The sequence below is a fragment of the Paenibacillus terrisolis genome (assembly GCF_056171975.1).
Map to the genome: position 1 here is coordinate 23,138 of NZ_JBKFGG010000016.1, position 18,403 is coordinate 41,540.

Sequence of the window (18,403 nt, forward strand, 5' to 3'; positions counted from 1 at the left end):
TTATTAATGGGATACTTTAGCCGCAGCAGCCATTAGGATTGGGATATCGGCCGATAAAACGCAACTAGTTTTAGGAGAGCCGCCGACCCGCCGGCGCTTGGATCCTCCCCGAACTGGAAGGCGCTAACGATGTACAGCCGTCCCGCCTGCTGCAGATTTGCGGCAAAACGTTCGAGATTCGGCAGCGTGCCCCCAAGCTTGATGTCCAGCCATATCGGCGTAAGTCCGCCGGCGGCCCAATTCGCCTCATTCCATATATCGGTTATCCCTGGTGAATTCAAGCCTGCAGCGTTTCCGGTTCTGTCTTGCGCTACCTCCGAAGCAGCCCCAGAGGCCGCACCATCGTTGAAGCCAGCAGGATTTGTTACGGTTGGAGCCGCGCCTTCTCCCAGACTTAAACCGTCCGAAGCGGCAAAAGAAACTTCCCGGAGCTGCACACCCGCACCCTGTGCCGCCGTTCCGAGATCGCCCAAGATCCCCTCCTGATCCGGCGCCCCAGGGGCCGCGATCTTTCCGGTCTCATTCCTATTGGCGCGCCCGGCCTCCTCCCGTTTGCTCTGAACGATCACTTCCGTTTTATGCAGAAAATCGAGTTTCGCCGAATTTTCCGTCGTCAATTCTTTGGACGCGTCCAGTTCCGGGCGATAGACGAAAAAATAAAACAATCCGGCGAGCAGCACCACCACGGCGGCAACGATCATCCACCTCGCAGCCCATGACGCCGATGTTGGCTCTTCGGTCATTTTCCCTCACCCGCTTTCTTGTCCACGGCATCCCGCACGCTTAACTGAAATGTTCCTATGTATCCGACTTGGCCCGATTGGCCGGTTTGACCCGATTGGGTTATCGTTTGAATCAGCAGCCCTTCTTTTCCAAACTCGCCGCGGATGGCTGTCAAATACAAGCTGGCTTGACCGAGGTTTTGAAAATAACAGGTCCAATTCAGATTATCCGCATTTAATTGTATCGTCTGAATTTTGCTCCCGGCTTGAAGCGGAATCTGCATACGGTCCAGCAGCAGCTTCAAATCCGGACGCAGCCTCTGCAAGGCGTTGATCATCATTTCCGTTTCCCCGCCAAGACTTTGTCCCTGCGCAAGCGCCTGAAGTTCCTTTTGCAGTTCGGCCTGCCGGCGCTCCGTTTCGGCGAGGGCCCGGCGCATGGAAGCCGACGAATCCCGAGCGTCCAAAAATCCCAAGACCAGATAAGCGGCCAAGGCGAGTCCGATTACGAGAAACCCCAAGGGAAGCACCAGAGGAGTAGATGACGGCTTTTCTTTTCGCGGAACCAGATTGATGTCGATCATCGCGGGTCAGCCCCTTTCATGGCGAGTCCCAGGGCAATCGCGTAGCTGTCCCGCTCGTTCGAATACTCCCCGCCAAAATAACGGGATAAATCGACCTCCGACACGGCAGCCTGCTCGAAAGCGGCGGAGAGCTGCATCAAGATGGCTTCTTTATCGGGAGCTGCTCCGGCGATAACGATGTTTTGCACCCGTTCGCTTCCGTCGTGCAGCGTAAACTCGTAAAAATTCATGATCCGCGTGACCGAAGACACGATTTCCTCATACCGCCAGGTGCTCGAGCTGTCCTCCGACATCGGTTCCAGAGAGAAGGTGCGGACAAAATCGGGAAGCCCTTTGTGATACAAATAAACTTCCGCTTCCTTCACCTTGAAATGAATGGCCATGACCATGCGTTCATCGTCTAGGAGATGCTGGTGTTTGAGGATGCGTGCCAGCGAAATGGTGGCCAAATCGACCGATTCAGTACGCACCTTGGCCTCCTCAAGCGCGGCAACCATATCCGCGATAACCGGCCTCGGCACCGCCGCCACAAAGGTCAGAAACGAATCGGTGTCTTCCCCGTCCTCCATCCAGTAATAATCGATAACCGGATTTTCAAACGGCATTCGGATGCTGCCTTCGACCTCCAAATCGGTGACACGTCGAAGCTGCCTTCTTTTGACTTTGGGAACGCGGATCAACCGGATGAACGACTGGGAAGTTGGAGCTGCCAAATGGATTTTACTGCCGGACAATCCCCGGCGTTTGGCCCATCTTCTCAGGGCTCTGGTCCATCTGGACAAATCCGGAACGCCGTCCTCGTTAAGCACTTCCTCCAGCGCGAGCAAGCCGGCCCGCTCCACGGTTCCCCGTTTCGGATTGTATTTTACGTAACGAACGCCGTCTTCATCGATGGTAACCCCAATCGCAGGCGAGCGTTTCATGCGGCTTAATAAAGAGGAATGACGTTTGACAGGTACCACAGCATGATCTCCTTTCCGTACATGTAAACCAGCAAGGTGCCAAGCGCTAAAAAGGGACCGAAGGCCAGCGGCTCGCGGCGGCTTCTGCGGCCCAAAGCGCGCTGCAGTAAACCTGTCGCCGCGCCTGTGAAACTGGCGATAAACAAAGCCAGGAAAACGCCGGGGAAACCAACGGCGAAGCCAAAAACGGCGAACAGCTTCACATCGCCGAATCCCATTCCCCGGCCGGAGGTCAGCACGGCCAGCAGCAAGAGCACGCCGCCCCCGCAGGCTGCGCCTAGCGCGTGCGTCCAAAGCGGTTCGCCGCTCGACAGCGGAACGGCGAACAGCAGCGCGGCGCCGAACCCCAGGACGGCGCCGTTCGGGATGATCTTCGCGGTCAAATCGGTGACCGCGATCAGCACGGCCAGGGCGGCGAGCAGCAGCCCGGTCGCCCCCGCGCCCGATGCACCGAAACGCAGGTGCATCAGGGCGAACAGCGCCGCCCCCGCGACGGCGGCAGCGGCGTCACCGGCCAGGCGCAGCCGGGCGGTGGCGGTTTCGGGCGCGGCGGGCGGCAGTCCGCGCCGCGCCAGCATCCGGCGGCCGGCCCGCGCCAGGCCGAAGCCGGCCGCGAGGCCACCCGCGAAATATATAGCCGTTATCATTGGCATTATTCGTTAAGACGACGTTGTGCCCTTGCCGCCGTCCTTCAAGTCTTGCAAAGTGAAGTTGATGGTGTTGCTGCCCACCACTAACGAGACAACAGTCGCATTGGCAGTATTGATGTTGCCGAGATTTACGTGCGTTTCATCAGCCAGATCCTCTCCCGTAACAGGATCTGTAATGCCATCCTGTAGGTATTGGCCACCTACCAAGTCCCCCAAAGTTATATCCCCCGACAACTGCCCGTTATGGATCGCAATCGATCTCAGCTTGGCCGCCTCGTAGATCTGATTGGCCGTGGCCGAGCGGGCATTTTCCTTCGTATTGGTAATCAGCCCGGTCACAATAGGCACCGCGATGGCGGCGATAACTCCGATGATCACGATAACGGCCAGCAGCTCGATCAGGGTAATCCCCTTTTCCTCATTTCGCAAACGTTGAACCAATGCTCTCATAAATAGTTACCTCCTTCATATTTTTTAACTGATGTTGCTATAAAGCGTCAGCATCGGAATGATGATTGAAGCGATGATGAACCCAACCACGCCGGCTAAAATGACGATCATGACCGGCTCGATCAACTGCTTCAGCTTGTCCACCGTATTTTCGACGTCCCGTTCATAGAAGTCCGCCACCTTGCCGAGCATCGCGTCGATAGAACCGGTCTCTTCACCGACCCGAACCATCTGGGTCACAAGCGGCGGAAACACCCATGACTGCTTCAATGGCTCGGACAATGGCCGGCCCTGCCGCAGCGAAATCTGGCACGCCTGAAGCGTGGCGCCGATCACCCGGTTGCCGACGACCTTCTCGGCGATGGACAGCGCCTGCAGTACCGGAACCGCGCTGGCGTACAGGGACGACAACGTCCGCGTCATTTGCGCGATCGCGCTTTTCCGGTTCAGCAGCCCGAACACGGGTATCCGCAGCTTGATATAGTCCCAGGCGTACGCGCCTCGTTCCCATTTAAGCAGCAAGTAAATCCCGGCAATGACGAGTGCAGCGATCAGCAGCCAGACCGGCCAGTGATTCTCCACGCTCCGGCTTAACGCCAGCGTAAATTTCGTGATGGCGGGCAAATCGCCGCCAAGATCGGCGAACATGGACTGGAAGCGCGGAATCAGATACTTCAGCAAAAAGATGACGACAAACACCGCCATAATGCTGACGATCATGGGATACGTCATGGCGGACTTTACTTTTTCGCGGGTGTAATGCGCCTTCTCAAAGTAGATGGCCAGGCGCTCCAGCGTCTCCTCCATCCGGCCCGACTCTTCCCCGGCCCGGATCATATGTACGAAGATGGAAGGGAAAATCCTTGGATACGCCGAAATCGCTCCGGAGAACGTGCTGCCTTTGCGGAGTTCCGACGTTACTTCGGCCAGCGTCTTTTTAAGCGGTTTGCTTTCCGATTGCTCCGCCAGCACCGCGGTCGCCTCCACGATCGAAATGCCGGCCCGGATCATGGTGGAGAACTGCCGGCAGAACACGACGAACTGTTCGTTTTTGACCGGACTGCCGAAATAAAAATCCTTGTTCCAGATGTTGTCGCGCTGCTCCCGCAGCCCGGTAACTACCATCTGCTGCCGCTTCAGCTCAACCAGCGCCGCGCTGCGGTCGGCGGCCTGAATAACGCCGCGATGAGCCCGGCCGCCCGGCTCTTTGGCCTGATATTTGTACTGCGGCATCTCACATCTGTCCTTCCGATAAATAAAGCTTGGCGGCGGCTTCGTCGACCGCTCCCTGGCGCAGCAGTTCCCGCAAATTCATCTCCAGCGTATGCATGCCCTGCTGGAAATTCGTCTGCATCACGTTTTTGATCTGGTGCACCTTCTCCGAGCGAATCAAATTGCCGACCGCCGGCGAATTGAGCAGCACTTCCGTTGCGCATACGCGACCCCGGCCGCTGCGGGCGGGCAAAAGCCTCTGCGACAAAATCACGAGCAGCACCGATGCGAGCTGAACGCGAATTTGTCCCTGCTGGGCTGGCGGAAAAGCATCGATGATCCGGTCGATCGTCTGCGGCGCGTCCGCGGTATGCAGCGTCGCAAATACGAGGTGCCCGGTCTCCGCCGCCGTAATCGCGGTCCGGATCGTTTCCGGGTCGCGCATTTCCCCGACCAGGATGATATCGGGGTCCTGCCGCAGCGCAGCCCTGAGACCGTTATCGAACGATAGCGTGTCAAGCCCGACCTCGCGCTGGTTGATCATCGACAGATTGTGGCGGTGCAGGTATTCGATCGGGTCCTCCAGCGTCACGATATGCTTGCGCTGCGTTTGGTTGATGTAATCGATCAGAGAAGCAAGCGTCGTCGACTTGCCGCTGCCCGTCGGTCCGGTCACGAGGAACAGGCCCTGCGGTTTTTGCGCCAGCTTCGGCAAAATTTGCGGAAGCTTTAGCGAATCGAACGAAGGCACTACCGGAGAAATAACCCTCGCGGCAATACTCATCGATCCCCGCTGCCGGAACGCGTTAATCCGGAAACGGGAAACGCCCGGAACGCCATACGAGAAATCGAGCTCGCCTTTTTCGGCAAATTTTTCGTATTGCGGCTTACTCATGATGCCCGCGACGAATTCCTCCAGCTTGGCCGGCGACAGCACTTCATCCCCAAAGGGATGCAGTTCCCCGTCAATCCGCAGTACCGGCGGCGAATTGACCGTGACATGAAGATCCGAAGCCCCCGCGTTGAATGCCTGCCGCAGCAGTTCGATAAAATGCTCTCCCGATTCCTTCAACTCTGGATCACCTGTCCTTCCTGGTCGGCTTCGCGGAGAATTTCCTGAAGGGTGGTCTCCCCCTCCGCCACCTTTCGAATGCCGTCCTCAAACAGCGTCTTCATGCCCATATCCAACGCTTTTTTGCGGAGCTCATGAACGGATGAGCCCTTAACGATGGCCGTGCGAAGCTCATCGCTTATCAGCAGCACCTCATGAATAGCCATCCGGCCGCGGTAACCGCTTTTGCCGCAGGTGCCGCAGCCGGTTCCGCGGAATAGCTTCCCGGCCTTAACCCCCAGCTTCTCCAAAACCAGCTTCTCCTGAAGCTCCGGCGTATAAGAGGTTTTGCAATCGGGGCAAATACACCGAACCAGTCTTTGGGCTACGATACCGCTTAGGGAAGACGCGATCAGATAAGGCTCGATTCCCATGTCCCGCAGCCGGATCACGGTGCTGACCGCGTCATTGGTATGCAGCGTAGAAAATACGAGATGGCCTGTAAGCGAAGCCCGGATAGCGATTTCCGCCGTTTCCAGGTCCCGGATTTCCCCGACCATAATAATGTTCGGGTCCTGGCGAAGGATTGACCGCAGCCCCTTAGCAAAGGTTAACCCGGCCGCAGGATGCACCTGCATCTGGTTAATGCCGTCGATCATATATTCCACCGGGTCCTCGACCGTGATGATATTCGTTTCTTCGCGGTTCAAATGCTGCAGCGCGGAATAGAGCGTCGTCGTCTTGCCGCTGCCCGTTGGACCCGTCAGCAGGACGATCCCGTGCTGTTTGTCGATCATTCGCCGGAAATGGCCCAGATTCCGCTCGGTCATGCCGAGCTTGTCCAGCCCTTTGACGCCGCCGCCCATGTCAAGCAGCCGCATGACGATTTTTTCTCCATGCACGGTTGGCAGAGAAGACAAGCGGATATCGACCGATTTGCCGTCGACGTTCATCTTGATGCGCCCGTCCTGCGGCAGCCGGCGTTCGGCAATGTTCATATTGCCCAATATTTTCAGCCGTGCAATAATGACCCCTTGCATCGACTTCGGAATCGCCCGCTCACTCCGCAGCATGCCGTCGATCCGGTAGCGGATCCCCAGCTCCGTCTCCATCGGATCGACGTGGATGTCGCTCGCTCCGAGGCGGACCGCCTGCTCGATCATTTGCTGCACGAGCCGGACAACCGGCGAATCCTCGCCGATGATCGAGGCCTCTTCCGCCTCCAACTGGCCGGCGGCCCCCAGATCCCTGATCATTTCGTTCATGGAGTCCTGCAGTCCGTATAGACGGGCAATCCCCCGCTGCAGCTCCCCCCGCGAAATAATCGCCGGTTCGATCGTAAATCCCGTGCTCATCCGCAAATCATCGATGACGAACAAATCCAGCGGATCCGCCATGGCTACCATCAGCTTCCGCCCGTCGATGCGAATCGGCAGCACTTGATACCTTTTGGCGACTTGCTCGGGGATGATTTGGCTCAGTTTGGCGTCGATCTGAAACCTCGACAGGGTCACATGAGGAATACCAAGCTGAAATTCCAACACTTCGATGAGCTGGTGCTCCGTCAACACGCCTTGGGCTAGCAACACGTCGCCAAGCTTTTTTTTGGTGCGCTGCTGCTCTTCAAGCGCGTTCCGCAGTTCGGCTTCCGTAATGATCCCGGATTCCAGCAGAAGCTCCCCGAGCCTTTTCTTGGTCGTGTACATGAGGTTCACCTCGTCAACATTCACTAAAAATAGCCGTTGCTTTCGGATAAATGACTGAGAGATTTCGAATGGAGTACGTTTCAAAGATGCCAAAGAGAGTGTGTAATCTGAGGAATAAGTTATCACAAATTTGTTTTGCTAGTTTAAAAGAACTATTTACACAGAAATTATAACCTTTTTAGGTATTATGCGCTATTATTTTATAGTATAATATACCCAGTTATCAAACGGCCGGCCTCCTACTATTTACTTAGAAAGCGAGGGGAGCAACAAAATGAATCTATTTTTTCGCCGCCGCAAAATCTCCCTTCGCGACATGCAAAATAGAGAAAACGGGCTTACGCTCATCGAAGTGGCCGCGGCATTAATTGTGCTTTCCATCGTCAGCTTGTATTTTCTCTCTTTTTTTACGAACAGCGCCGCCCAGAGCAGGCTGACGAACGAACGGCTGTCCGCAACTCAACTGGCCAACGCGAGGCTGCACGAGATTCAGTCGCTGCCGTTCGATGATTTGCTCGGGAAAGCAACCTGTGCGCAAAGCAACATTCCCGACACAACTACGGATATCTACCTCACTAAAACTACAATCTGCGCTACAAACTCCAAGTACCCGGCCGATCCCGACATTCTATACATCACCGTTACGACTTATTGGCTCCCGGATAAAGACCACCCCGGAACTTACCGGCATCATGTCCCGATCACCGGCGCCGCCAAAAGGGAATATAAGGCTGCAGGAGGAAACTGAATGTTGTCCAAGCCGATTGCGATTCAAAAAGAGGACGGGCTGACCCTCGTCGAGCTGCTCGCCGCCCTGGCTTTGACCGGGCTTCTGCTTATTCTGGTCTCCACTGTCCTGACGACGTCGATTTTTGCCTTTGTCCGCATCAATCATGAGACGGAGCTTAGAAACGAAGCGATCACGCTCAGCTCGGCGTTACAGGCCGAACTGCAAAATGCGGTTTCGGTCTCTCCTTCCGGAGGCGGTTCGGGCACATTTACCGCTTTTCAAGCTCAGATTGCGACCGACGTCCTCAGCGAATCGACCCGCCCGCTTGCCGTCAGCCTGGCGAATGGCCGGCTGCTCGTGAACGGGAGCCCTTTGGGCGACGAACGTCTTGTTCTTAGCGGCTCTTATTTCACCAAAGGAACGAATGATCTGCAGCTTCATCTGCAGTTTGGGCTTGACGGCGAAGACAAGGTGGAGCCTTTGTACTTATTCTTCTCCATTAAATTATTATCGTGAGGTGCATTCGGTTGATGGTAAAACCTGCCCGCCATGAACAAGGGTACGCCCTGCTGTCCGTGCTGCTGCTTGTCGTCCTTCTGTTTGTCATCGGCACGATCGTGATGGAGAACGTCACGAACTCCCAGGGAATGGTCAATGTTTCGCAGGATATCGTCTCCGCCCAGGCCGACGGGGAAACCAAGTTAATGATCAAGCTGTCCGGGGTTCGCGAGGCCATTATTTCACTTAAAGACAAGGATGGGATTACTTTGGAGCAAATCCGCGATGCGGCGGCCCCCTTTGTAGATGAAAGCAGCGTGACCCTCGACCGGGAGGCTAAAAAATACACCGCCGTGGTATCTGCCCAAGGTGTATCGAACAAGGTAACCCAAATGTTTCGAAAAAGGATCAGCGTACGGCTTACCGGAAATCCCTCGGAGCCTCCGCCTCCGGGGAGCGGCACGGGGGATTACGCCGTAGTCAGCCAAAGCATGGTCAATCTCTCTTCCAGAACGACGATCATCGGCCATTTGTACGCCGGGTCCCTTTTGAACCGCAATGGGGCCAATATTCAGGGCCAAATCGTCACGCCGTTCACGCCTAAAAACGATCTTGCTCCTCCCGCCAGGGTTAATATCGCGAATATTTTGGGGAATATCAGAAATGAGGCGGCCGCCGTCAGAAGCACTCTGGTGAGAAACGGCAACCCTACGGATCTCACGATCAAGGACGGCACGAAAACATACGCCTCCTCGATTGCGGTCAGCAATATCATCATGCAAACGGGAACCGGTCTGGTCGTGAACGGAGATTTGCTCGTCACAGGCTCGATTAATATGAACGGCGACAACACCATTCGGGCAACCGGGAATATTTACGTGCTTGGCTCGCTCTCCGGGAAAGGAACGCTGATTCAGTCCGGAGAAACCATCTGGATTGCCGGGTCGGCCAATCTGGACGATCCTCACTCGGAAGGCATCACCCTTGTAGGGACTTTTTATGCGGGCGGTTCTTTGGCTGTCCACACCAAACTTACGGCGGGGAACATTTACGTCGGCGGATCTACTAGCGGAAATTTGCGGGACGACAACCGGTTCGCATTGTACTCGGACGGAGACGTCGCGATTAACGACAGCTCCAGCTCAACTTCATTAACCGGCTATTTGTACACCAACAGCAGCATCAATATTAACGGGAACAACGGCTTTACGATCCGCGCCGCGAACACGAGCCAACCCGAGCAGCCCGAGGAGTCGTCCGACATTGAATTCAGCGAAGAAACGATGATCATCGAATAAAATGCTTTGCATTATTCAGTGGCGGCTTTTTCCACGACGGCAGTCCAATTGCCCCTTTTTGACGGGGAGCTACGAACTGACGTCTTTTTGTCGAGTTTAGTGCAACGTTTGCACTTAAGTTTCCTATGCATATGGCCTTAAAATTAGTCAAAATCAGATTGATTCAAACATATTGGATGGTCGTTGGCTACCACATTAATTGGCTTGCTGGCTGCTCTTGATTGGTATAGCTGGCTGCTCATCAAATAGTTGCTGACTACTCAGATTATTGAGCCTTCCTCGCCCATCCCGACAGTTCCGAATTGATTCCGAGTGCTAAAAAAGTCGCCCTAAATTCACGTCCATTGCATATTTGCGCCAAAAGTTCAAGTACTTCGGTTCATTTGCGATCAGAGGAGCATGATCTGCGCTAACCCTTTTTAGTTAACTGGATTTCCTCCCGCTAATATTGCACTCCCCTGCACTTTCAGAGTTTTAACTGGAAAATCTCCAGCTATTTTTCGGCATCTTGCTCTTATTTCCCTAAAGTGCCGAACTTAACAGGAGGATTTCCAGCTAATCCTGCAATTCTCTCCGATTTCTCCATTTTAACTGGAGGTTTTCCCGTTAATCAGGGTCCACTGATTCATGAATCGGTGGGCCAAGCAAGGCACTTTCCGCCTCCGCCATCCCCACTGCCCGCTGCTTTAAAACCGAAGCTCTCCTTTTGCAAACTCACGTATGTATAAAAAAAGGGTATAACCGCTCAGAAAAACTGAGGCTATACCCATTTGCTTTTTTATCCTTTGCTGGCGCCCGAAGTGAGGCCGTCAACCAGCAGCCGCTGCAGAAACATGAACAAAATCGTGATCGGCAGCGCGATCAGAACGGCTCCGGCGGCAAACAAGGTGAAGTTCGAGTTCTGGTTGCTGCTGACCATGTCCCACATGCCCACGGCCAGTGTCCAATTCTCTTTTGTCCGCAACACCAGTCTGGCGAAGATGAAGTCAACCCATGGACCGACAAACTGGGTTAACGCCATATAGGTCAGCATCGGCTTGGACAGAGGGAGAATGATGCGTCTGAAAATCGTAAAGTTGCTCGCTCCATCGATCCGAGCCGCTTCATCCAGCGAACGGGGGATCGTGTCGAGAAAACCTTTGGCGATAAACGTCCCGCCCAGCGGCGCCCCCGCCGCATACACGATAATCAAGGCGATATGCGTATCGAGCAACTGCAGCTCGCGCAGCAGCAGGTAAATGGCGATCATGCTCATAAATCCCGGGAACATGCCGAGAACGAGCATCGTCGAAAGCGCCGTTTTCCGTCCGCGGAACCGGAAGCGGGAAACCGCGTAGCTGGTGAGCATCGTTAGAAGGACGCCCAGCACCATGGAACATACGGCAATTTTGAGTGTATTCAGATACCACTGGCCAAACAGATAACTTTTCGAAGTGAACAATTCATGGTAATGGTCTAGCGTGTATTGTTTCGGGAACAAGGTCTTGCTGTATAACGATTTGCCTGGCCGGAAAGAGCCGAGCACGACCCAAAGCGCCGGGTAAACCGCGGCGATGCACAACATAATAAGTACAATGTAACTGGCTGTAAGCCGAACCGCATCTCTAGCTTTACGTCCGCTCATTGGATCATATCCTCCTCTGTAAACGACTTGGTTCTGCGATAGTTGTATATCGAGAACGAGGCCACGATCAAAAAGATAATGATCCCGATAGCCGATGCCATGTTGTACTTGTTCTGATTCAGCGTCAGCTTATATAGCCAAGTTACCAAAAGGTCGGTAGATCCGGCATATTGGTATTTCCCGTTCACGGGATCGCCTCCCGTCAACAGGTAAATCGCGTTAAAGTTGTTGATATTGCCGGCGAATTGGGTTATTAACGTAGGCGCAGTCGTAAACAGCACCATGGGCAGCGTGACGATTTTGAATTTTTGAAACCCGGTGGCCCCATCCACCTCGGCGGCTTCATACATATCCTTCGGAATCGTGGTCAGTACGCCCAAGATCAGCAGCATGGATACCGGAATACCCACCCACATGTTAACGACGATGACCGTAACCTTCGCCCAGAACGGGTCGGTCAGCCACGGCAGGCCATCCAGGCCAAAATATTTGAAATATTGATTAATCGGGCCGAACTGGCCATTGAACATGTTTCTCATGACCAGCAGCGAAATCAGCTGCGGAATTGCGTATGGAAGGATCAGAACCGTTCTCCACAACCCTTTAAAGCGAATGTCTTTTTGATTGATGAGCAGGGCCACAAGCAGACCGCCGAAATACGTCGTAATCGTGGACAAAACCGCCCAGATGATCGTCCACGTCAGCACGCCGTAGAACGTATGACTCCAGGTCTTCAGCGCCACGAGATCGTGGAAGGTCTTGAATCCGACCCAATCGACCAGCATGGCCGGCGGGATGTGCTTCGGTGCGGAATAGTTGGTAAACGCCAGCATGATCATGAAGATGATCGGCATGACGGTGAAGAACAAAATCCCGATAGCGGGTATGGTCAAGAACGCTACGGCAAATTTATAATCCAGCACATAGCGGACCGACTGCTTGAAGTTGTTTGGTTTCTTGCCTTTTTCTCTTTCCTCCCCGATTCTACGGGCATCCCTAACGTTCATAATGTAGACGATGATGCATATCGCCACAAACAGCAGCGTAATCAAGCTCTGGATCATGATGAAGATGGAATGATCCCAGTGTCCATTCATATTACGTGCGTTTCTTGGCGTTTCCCCGAGTGTAACGATCCCCCAAACCGCATATCCCAAATTGTTGATTAAATAAGTGAGGCTTAAAGCTTCAAAAAGCAAAAAGAGCAATCCCTTGATATATTGGCGATTATATATTTGCCCTAGTCCCATGCACAGTATCGAAAGCACAGTTGCGTTACTTTTGTGTCGGTCCATTTCCCTTCCTTCTCCTCTCCCTTGGGAAATCAAGGAATTACCCGCCGCTCTGGGAGCGGCGGGTAAAACTCGTTTCTTCAATGATGCCGAGAAATCTAGCCTCTATTTACTCTTCGGCCCCATTGTTCAGGTCCGTAATTTGTTTGACCGCGTTATCCATGGCCGCCTTCGGATCAGCATTTTTGTTCCAGATTTCCGGCAAAGCCGCGTTCACAGGAGACCAAACGTTGGCCATTTCCGGAATGGAAGGCATCGGCTGCGAGTTTTTCGCCTGTTCCGCAAAGACGGAAACGTATGGGTCGTTTTTGATTTGGTCGGATTCCAGAGCTTCCAGGTTCGTCGGCACGGCTCCAACCTTTTCGTTCAGAAGAAGCTGGGCATCCTTTGAGGAGGCGAAGTTAGCGAACAATTTGGCCGCATTCGGATATTTGGTAAAGGAGTTAACGACCCAAATCTTGATGCCGGAGAAGGTGATGGCCGTTTTGCCGTCCACCGACGGATATGGAGCCAGTCCCAGATTATCGCCAAGCGCCTTTTTATAGCCTGCCAGTTCCCAAGGGCCGTTGATATCCATTGCCAAATCGCCTTCGTTGAACAAGCTGCGTTTAATGTCAGGATTGATGTCGCCGCTGTTGATCGGAAGGATTTCTTTCAGGCTTTGGAATACTTTCAGACCTTCGATTGCGCCATCGTTGGCCAGACCGATATCGTCCTTATTCGTCCCGTTGTCGCCGAACAGATAACCGCCGGTCGAAGCGATGAACGGATAGTTAAAGTACAGGTTGCCGGTCTCCCACATAATGCCGTATTTGTTTTTGGCTTTGTCCGTGAACGTTTTGCTGAAATCGATGACATCTTTGAAGTCTTTTGGCGGATTAGGCAGCAAAGACTTGTTGTAGAAGAGCGCCATTGTTTCGGCCGATCTCGGATAGCCGTACAGTGTGCCGTCATAGGTAGCACCTTGAACCGATGCTTCCGTGTTGTTCTTTGTCGTCTCATCGGCAAACACGTCATTGGCCAGAAGTAAGCCGGATGACGCTGCGTTGCCCAAATTATCGTGAGGGATGATCAGCACATCGCCAGCCAGCCCGGAAGGACCGTCTTGCGTCAGCTTCCCGACTTGGTCCGGTGGAGCCACTTCTTCGATTTTTACACTAACGCCGTATTTTTCGGTAAATTGCTTGGCAATTTCGTCCGTAAACACTCTCTCTTCCTTGCTTTCCCATACCACCAGCTCAGCGCCGTCTTCTGGGACGATTTCCTCCGCATGTGCGGCGGAATTATTTCCGGTGTTTTCCGTAGTAGCATTGTTGGTTGGTGCCGGCGCGTTGGCGCTGTTGTTTCCGCTATTGTTGTTCGAAGCGCAGGCCGTGATCGATACGACCAAAGACAACGCAGCGAACAGGGTCAATAGTTTCTTGGACTTCATAATACGAACCCCTCCTTGAATTTGTATAAAACGCTTGTCCCGAATGTTGCGCAAACGATTTCAGAAAAAACGGAGAAAATTTCCCCAATGTTTGTTTCTTACGTGTTTCATTCGGATTTTTCTATTCGTAAGCGCTTTATCTCTGAAAACATCATACAACATAGGCGATGTATTGTAAAAACGTTTGCACTTGTCGTATTCCGGGATTATTCTCTGATTTACCTTAATAATCTCTCAAATTCTCCACCTAACGCAAATTAACTCCATTTCACACATTTGCGATGTCCGCACCAACTTGAGAGATTGTGCCTTTTTTCTCTAAGTGACGGGCCTCCCGGGGAGTTGACCCAAGGGGGGAAACCAGTCTTGGGCAGGAGACTTACGGCCTTGATTTGCCCGACTTGTGCAATGGTTTGAACAGTGCTATAATCCGGATTAAATGAACCTGCTTCCTTTGGTTCACCTGAAAACTCGAAGGCAATGTTATCGGTAAGGTACATCCTCGGCTTGGTTTTGGCCCGCCCGGATGTGCCTTTTTTATGTTATCCGGGCAAATGAAGCTTGCCAAGCAACTTTGGTACTAAGGCTATGCTTCATACATAGAAGTTTGGCCTTAGCGGGCAGGGTGAATGCTTGTCGGATAACGGTCTTTAGGTGATGAAGCTCCATATTATGAAGTTGAACTTTCACTGAAGGAGTTAAGGCAAGAGTGCAATATGTTCCGAAGAAGCGGAGCGTTCGCCTTTGTTCCCGGATTTATTCCATAATTGAATTCGCATAATCAAAAAATCCGGGAACAACAGCGATCGCAGGAATATTTGCACGGCTGCCAAGCGCCTCAGTTGATCATTTCAACTCATATTTGAGGAAGCTGTGCTCACAAAACTTAAGTCCACGCTTCCGAAGCGAGTTTTGTTCGAAGCCGGTTCAAGGAAGTAACGCTCACAAAACTTTTAGGAGGAATCATCATGCTGCTTGAAGCGATTTATCATCGTCCTAAACTGAACTGGTCTTACGCTTATGATCTGAAAACCGTGCACCTTCGCTTGCGCGCGAAGAAAAACGATCTGACCGAGGCATACGCTTATGCGGGAGATAAATATGCCTGGGATCAGACCAAAGAGCTCGTCCCCATGACCAAATTGGTCTCCGACGAAATGTTCGATTATTGGGAATGCGCCATTCGGCCGAAGCTGCGCCGGTTGAAGTATGGTTTTCTGCTCAAATCCGGCGAGGAACAGATCTGGATGACGGAAAATGAATTCACCCGGGAACGCCCGCCGATACCGGACCGCTTGTTCGAATTTCCGTTCATTAATCCCGTTGACGTGTTCACTACGCCGGAATGGGTAAAGGACACGATTTTTTATCAAATTTTCCCGGAACGGTTCGCGAACGGCGATTCCACCAATGATCCGGAGGATGTTCTGCCTTGGGGCGGGAAACCGGAACGCGACAACTTTTTCGGCGGCGACCTGCAGGGCGTCATTGACCATCTCGACCATTTGAGCAAGCTGGGGATTACCGGAATTTATTTTACCCCTATTTTCGAAGCGACAACCAACCATAAATACGATACGGCCGACTATATGAAAATCGATCCGCATTTTGGGGACATCGTTACGATCAAAAAACTCGTCGGCGCCTGTCACGACCGCGGCATCCGTGTTCTGTTCGATGCGGTTTTCAATCACTCCGGCAAAACCTTCGCTCCATTCGTGGATCTGCTCAAAAACGGCGAGAAATCCCGCTACAAAGACTGGTTCCATGTACGCGAGTTCCCGCTGGGCGTCAAAGATGGAGTTCCTACTTACGATGCCTTTGCCTTTGAGCCTCATATGCCGAAGCTGAACACCGAGAATCCGGAAGTAAAGGAATACCTGCTCAAGGTGGCCGAATATTGGATTAAGGAGATCGGCATCGACGGCTGGCGCCTGGACGTCGCCAATGAGGTCGACCATCAGTTCTGGCGCGACTTCCGCAAGGTTGTCAAAGCAGCCAATCCCGAGGCTTACATTCTCGGCGAGATTTGGCACGAATCCTCTCCATGGCTGCAGGGCGACCAGTTCGACGCCGTGATGAACTATCCGTTCACGGATGCCGTACTCGACTTTGTGGTGCGCGAGAAGCTGGATGCGGCCGGTTTCGCCCATGCCATCGGCAAGCAAATTTCGCGCTACCCGCTGCAGGCCACCGAAGCGGCTTTCAATTTGCTGGACAGCCACGATACGGCCCGCCTGCTGACGCTTTGCGAAGACAACAAGGATAAAATGAAGCTGGCGGCTTTGTTCCAATTTACGTACAGCGGCACGCCCTGCATCTATTACGGGGACGAAATCGGCCTGGACGGCGGACCGGACCCGGACTGCCGCAAATGCATGGAATGGACCCCGGAGCGTCAGGATCATAAGCTGTTCGAATTCTACCGGAAGCTGATTGCCGTCCGCAAGGAGCTTGCGCCTCTGCGAACGGGTTCGATCCATTTCCTCTGCGCGGAAAAGGGCGGCTCCAAGCTGGCTTATGAACGCCGGCTAGACGGCAAGTCCGTGCTGGTTCTGCTGAACAACTACGATGCCGGTCAACCCATCGAAGTCACTGCGGAAGGCCAAAGCTGGCGCGACGCCATGAGCGGCCAAGCCTTCAAAACTTTCGGCGGGAAATTGACCGTCAAGCTCCCGGCTTACGGTTATGCCGTATTGACGAAAGAAGTTTAATCTGGGGGCTGCGAGAAAAGGTTCGACAGCGCCGGCTTGTTATCAAACGTTTGCACAGTCGGGTTCTTGCTGTTTTCGGCTAAAAATTTCGATTTTTCTTTGATATCCGCTTAATTTCTCCCGTTTCCTTGCACTATCCGAAATCAAGTTAATATATGCCATATATGAGTAACAATAGGCGATTGGACGTGAATAATAACGCTTTCTTGGGCATTGCTTATTTACTTTACTCTATCTTTCGATTAAGATTACAATGTAAAGCAAACGGTTCCACAGAGGAGGTTTCTTATGGCTGTTACAATAAAGGATGTTGCCAAAAAGGCCGGAGTATCGCCCTCTACCGTGTCCCGGGTGCTGTCCAACCATCCGAGAATTAGCGCCGAAACATCGAAAAAAGTCAAACTCATCATGGAACAGCTAGGGTACCATCCGAATATGATGGCCAAAAGCCTGGTGTCCAAAACAACCAACAGCATTTGCATTATGCTGCCGAAATCCGCGGAAGAGCTGTTCTCCAACTTCTTTTTCATGGAGCTCATTCGCGGGATCGTCACCCAGGCCAGCCGTCTGGGCTACGATGTGCTGATCAGCTCGGGCGCCAATGAAAAGGAAGAAGTCGAAGGCGTATCCAGGCTGCTGAACGGCCGCCGGGTTGACGGCGTGATTTTGCTTTATTCGAGGGAAAACGATCCGGTGATCGATTTTCTGCACGATGGCGGTCATCCGTTTGTCCTCATCGGACGCAGTGAACTATATCCGGATATTTATTCGGTAGATAACGATAATGTCCAGGCTTCCTACGATGCCACGAAGCATTTGATCAACCTCGGACATGAGCGCATCGGGTTCGTCAGCGGCCCTCCTGAGCTAGTGGTGTCCAAAGACCGGCTGAAGGGTTATCTGGCTGCGCTGAAGGATTCGGGACTGGAGAGCCGGCAGGAATGGATTGTAGAAGGCGAATTTCTTCAGGACAGCGGATACCGGGCCATGTCGTTTTTCATGAATCTCCCGGACCGTCCGACAGCACTCGTCATGATCGATGACGTAGTTGCTTTTGGCGTTCTGCGGGGGCTGCATGAACTGAAATACCGGGTTCCCGAAGATCTGGCGCTGGTCAGCTTCAACAACATCCCGCTCTCGGAGCTTTCGACGCCGCCGCTGAGCAGCATGGATATCGGGATATACAACATGGGATATACCGCTTCCCAGGTGCTTATCCAAGCGATCCAGAACAGCCGCGACAAATCATATCCGAAGCGGCAAATTATTCCGCATCGGTTGATCGTGCGCGATTCTTCCATGTATTCGGTACCGAAAAAATAACGGCCTGAAGAGCAAAAATAAATGAAGCCCATAAGCTTCTTTTATTTTTTACCGTTTGTTCAAACGTTTGCGCTAATTGTACAGATGTTTACGGTGCAGGTTTTGCGCGAAGTTGAATCGTGGAGTTCATGCTTACAACACTTGTAGGAGGAAAA

General features: G+C 53.0%; 16 protein-coding genes. 5 read left to right on the forward strand and 11 right to left on the reverse strand.

Features of this window, described 5'->3' with window-relative positions:
* Positions 1-32: 32 nt before the first annotated feature.
* The 8 genes from ACI48K_RS14830 to ACI48K_RS14865 are packed head-to-tail and all read right to left on the reverse strand — an operon-like array spanning position 33 to position 7,337.
* Complete coding sequence (locus tag ACI48K_RS14830; RefSeq protein WP_475028386.1) at positions 33-743, reverse strand: hypothetical protein; 711 nt, start codon at positions 741-743, stop codon at positions 33-35.
* The gene (locus ACI48K_RS14835; RefSeq protein WP_475028387.1) at positions 740-1,306 is read right to left on the reverse strand and encodes a hypothetical protein; all 567 of its coding nucleotides are present in this window, start codon (positions 1,304-1,306) and stop codon (positions 740-742) included. The genes ACI48K_RS14830 and ACI48K_RS14835 overlap by 4 nt, the downstream gene beginning before the upstream one ends.
* A complete protein-coding gene (gene pilM, locus ACI48K_RS14840; RefSeq protein ID WP_475028388.1) occupies positions 1,303-2,268 on the reverse strand; it encodes a type IV pilus biogenesis protein PilM in 966 nt (321 codons plus the stop codon). The genes ACI48K_RS14835 and pilM overlap by 4 nt, the downstream gene beginning before the upstream one ends.
* Positions 2,235-2,915, reverse strand: a complete 681-nt coding sequence (locus ACI48K_RS14845; RefSeq protein ID WP_475028389.1) for a prepilin peptidase — start codon at positions 2,913-2,915, stop codon at positions 2,235-2,237. Before ACI48K_RS14845 ends, pilM begins: the two co-directional genes overlap by 34 nt.
* A 12-nt stretch (positions 2,916-2,927) precedes the next feature.
* Entirely contained in the window at positions 2,928-3,368 is a 441-nt protein-coding gene (locus tag ACI48K_RS14850; RefSeq protein ID WP_475028390.1) for a prepilin-type N-terminal cleavage/methylation domain-containing protein, read from the reverse strand.
* Positions 3,369-3,392: 24 nt separating this feature from the next.
* The gene (locus ACI48K_RS14855) at positions 3,393-4,601 is read right to left on the reverse strand and encodes a type II secretion system F family protein (protein WP_475028391.1); all 1,209 of its coding nucleotides are present in this window, start codon (positions 4,599-4,601) and stop codon (positions 3,393-3,395) included.
* A 1-nt stretch (position 4,602) separates the two neighbouring features.
* The gene (locus ACI48K_RS14860; RefSeq protein WP_475028392.1) at positions 4,603-5,652 is read right to left on the reverse strand and encodes a type IV pilus twitching motility protein PilT; all 1,050 of its coding nucleotides are present in this window, start codon (positions 5,650-5,652) and stop codon (positions 4,603-4,605) included.
* Complete coding sequence (locus ACI48K_RS14865) at positions 5,649-7,337, reverse strand: GspE/PulE family protein (RefSeq protein ID WP_475028393.1); 1,689 nt, start codon at positions 7,335-7,337, stop codon at positions 5,649-5,651. The genes ACI48K_RS14860 and ACI48K_RS14865 overlap by 4 nt, the downstream gene beginning before the upstream one ends.
* A gap of 274 nt (positions 7,338-7,611) precedes the next feature.
* On the opposite strand from ACI48K_RS14865, the gene ACI48K_RS14870 reads away from it, so the two are divergent.
* Genes ACI48K_RS14870 through ACI48K_RS14880 form a run of 3 tightly spaced genes read left to right on the forward strand, consistent with a single transcriptional unit; the run spans position 7,612 to position 9,863 of the window.
* A complete protein-coding gene (locus ACI48K_RS14870) occupies positions 7,612-8,085 on the forward strand; it encodes a type IV pilus modification PilV family protein (RefSeq protein ID WP_475028394.1) in 474 nt (157 codons plus the stop codon).
* The gene (locus ACI48K_RS14875; protein ID WP_475028395.1) at positions 8,086-8,583 is read left to right on the forward strand and encodes a prepilin-type N-terminal cleavage/methylation domain-containing protein; all 498 of its coding nucleotides are present in this window, start codon (positions 8,086-8,088) and stop codon (positions 8,581-8,583) included. It begins immediately after the preceding gene.
* 14 nt (positions 8,584-8,597) lie between these two features.
* A complete protein-coding gene (locus ACI48K_RS14880; protein ID WP_475028396.1) occupies positions 8,598-9,863 on the forward strand; it encodes a hypothetical protein in 1,266 nt (421 codons plus the stop codon).
* Positions 9,864-10,641: 778 nt separating this feature from the next.
* Here the strand turns inward: ACI48K_RS14880 and ACI48K_RS14885 are convergent.
* From ACI48K_RS14885 to ACI48K_RS14895, 3 genes are all read right to left on the reverse strand, one after another.
* A complete protein-coding gene (locus ACI48K_RS14885) occupies positions 10,642-11,487 on the reverse strand; it encodes a sugar ABC transporter permease (protein ID WP_475028397.1) in 846 nt (281 codons plus the stop codon).
* Positions 11,484-12,782: a carbohydrate ABC transporter permease gene (locus ACI48K_RS14890; protein ID WP_475028398.1), complete on the reverse strand. Its 1,299-nt coding sequence runs from the start codon at positions 12,780-12,782 to the stop codon at positions 11,484-11,486. Before ACI48K_RS14890 ends, ACI48K_RS14885 begins: the two co-directional genes overlap by 4 nt.
* 106 nt (positions 12,783-12,888) lie before the next feature.
* Positions 12,889-14,211: a sugar ABC transporter substrate-binding protein gene (locus tag ACI48K_RS14895; protein ID WP_475028399.1), complete on the reverse strand. Its 1,323-nt coding sequence runs from the start codon at positions 14,209-14,211 to the stop codon at positions 12,889-12,891.
* 968 nt (positions 14,212-15,179) lie between these two features.
* Between ACI48K_RS14895 and ACI48K_RS14900 the strand changes: the two genes are divergently transcribed.
* Positions 15,180-16,925, forward strand: coding sequence for an alpha-glycosidase (locus ACI48K_RS14900; protein ID WP_475028400.1), 1,746 nt, complete (start codon positions 15,180-15,182; stop codon positions 16,923-16,925).
* A gap of 288 nt (positions 16,926-17,213) precedes the next feature.
* On the forward strand, positions 17,214-18,248 hold the full coding sequence (locus ACI48K_RS14905; protein WP_475028401.1) for a LacI family DNA-binding transcriptional regulator: 1,035 nt from the start codon (positions 17,214-17,216) through the stop codon (positions 18,246-18,248).
* Positions 18,249-18,403: the final 155 nt, after the last annotated feature.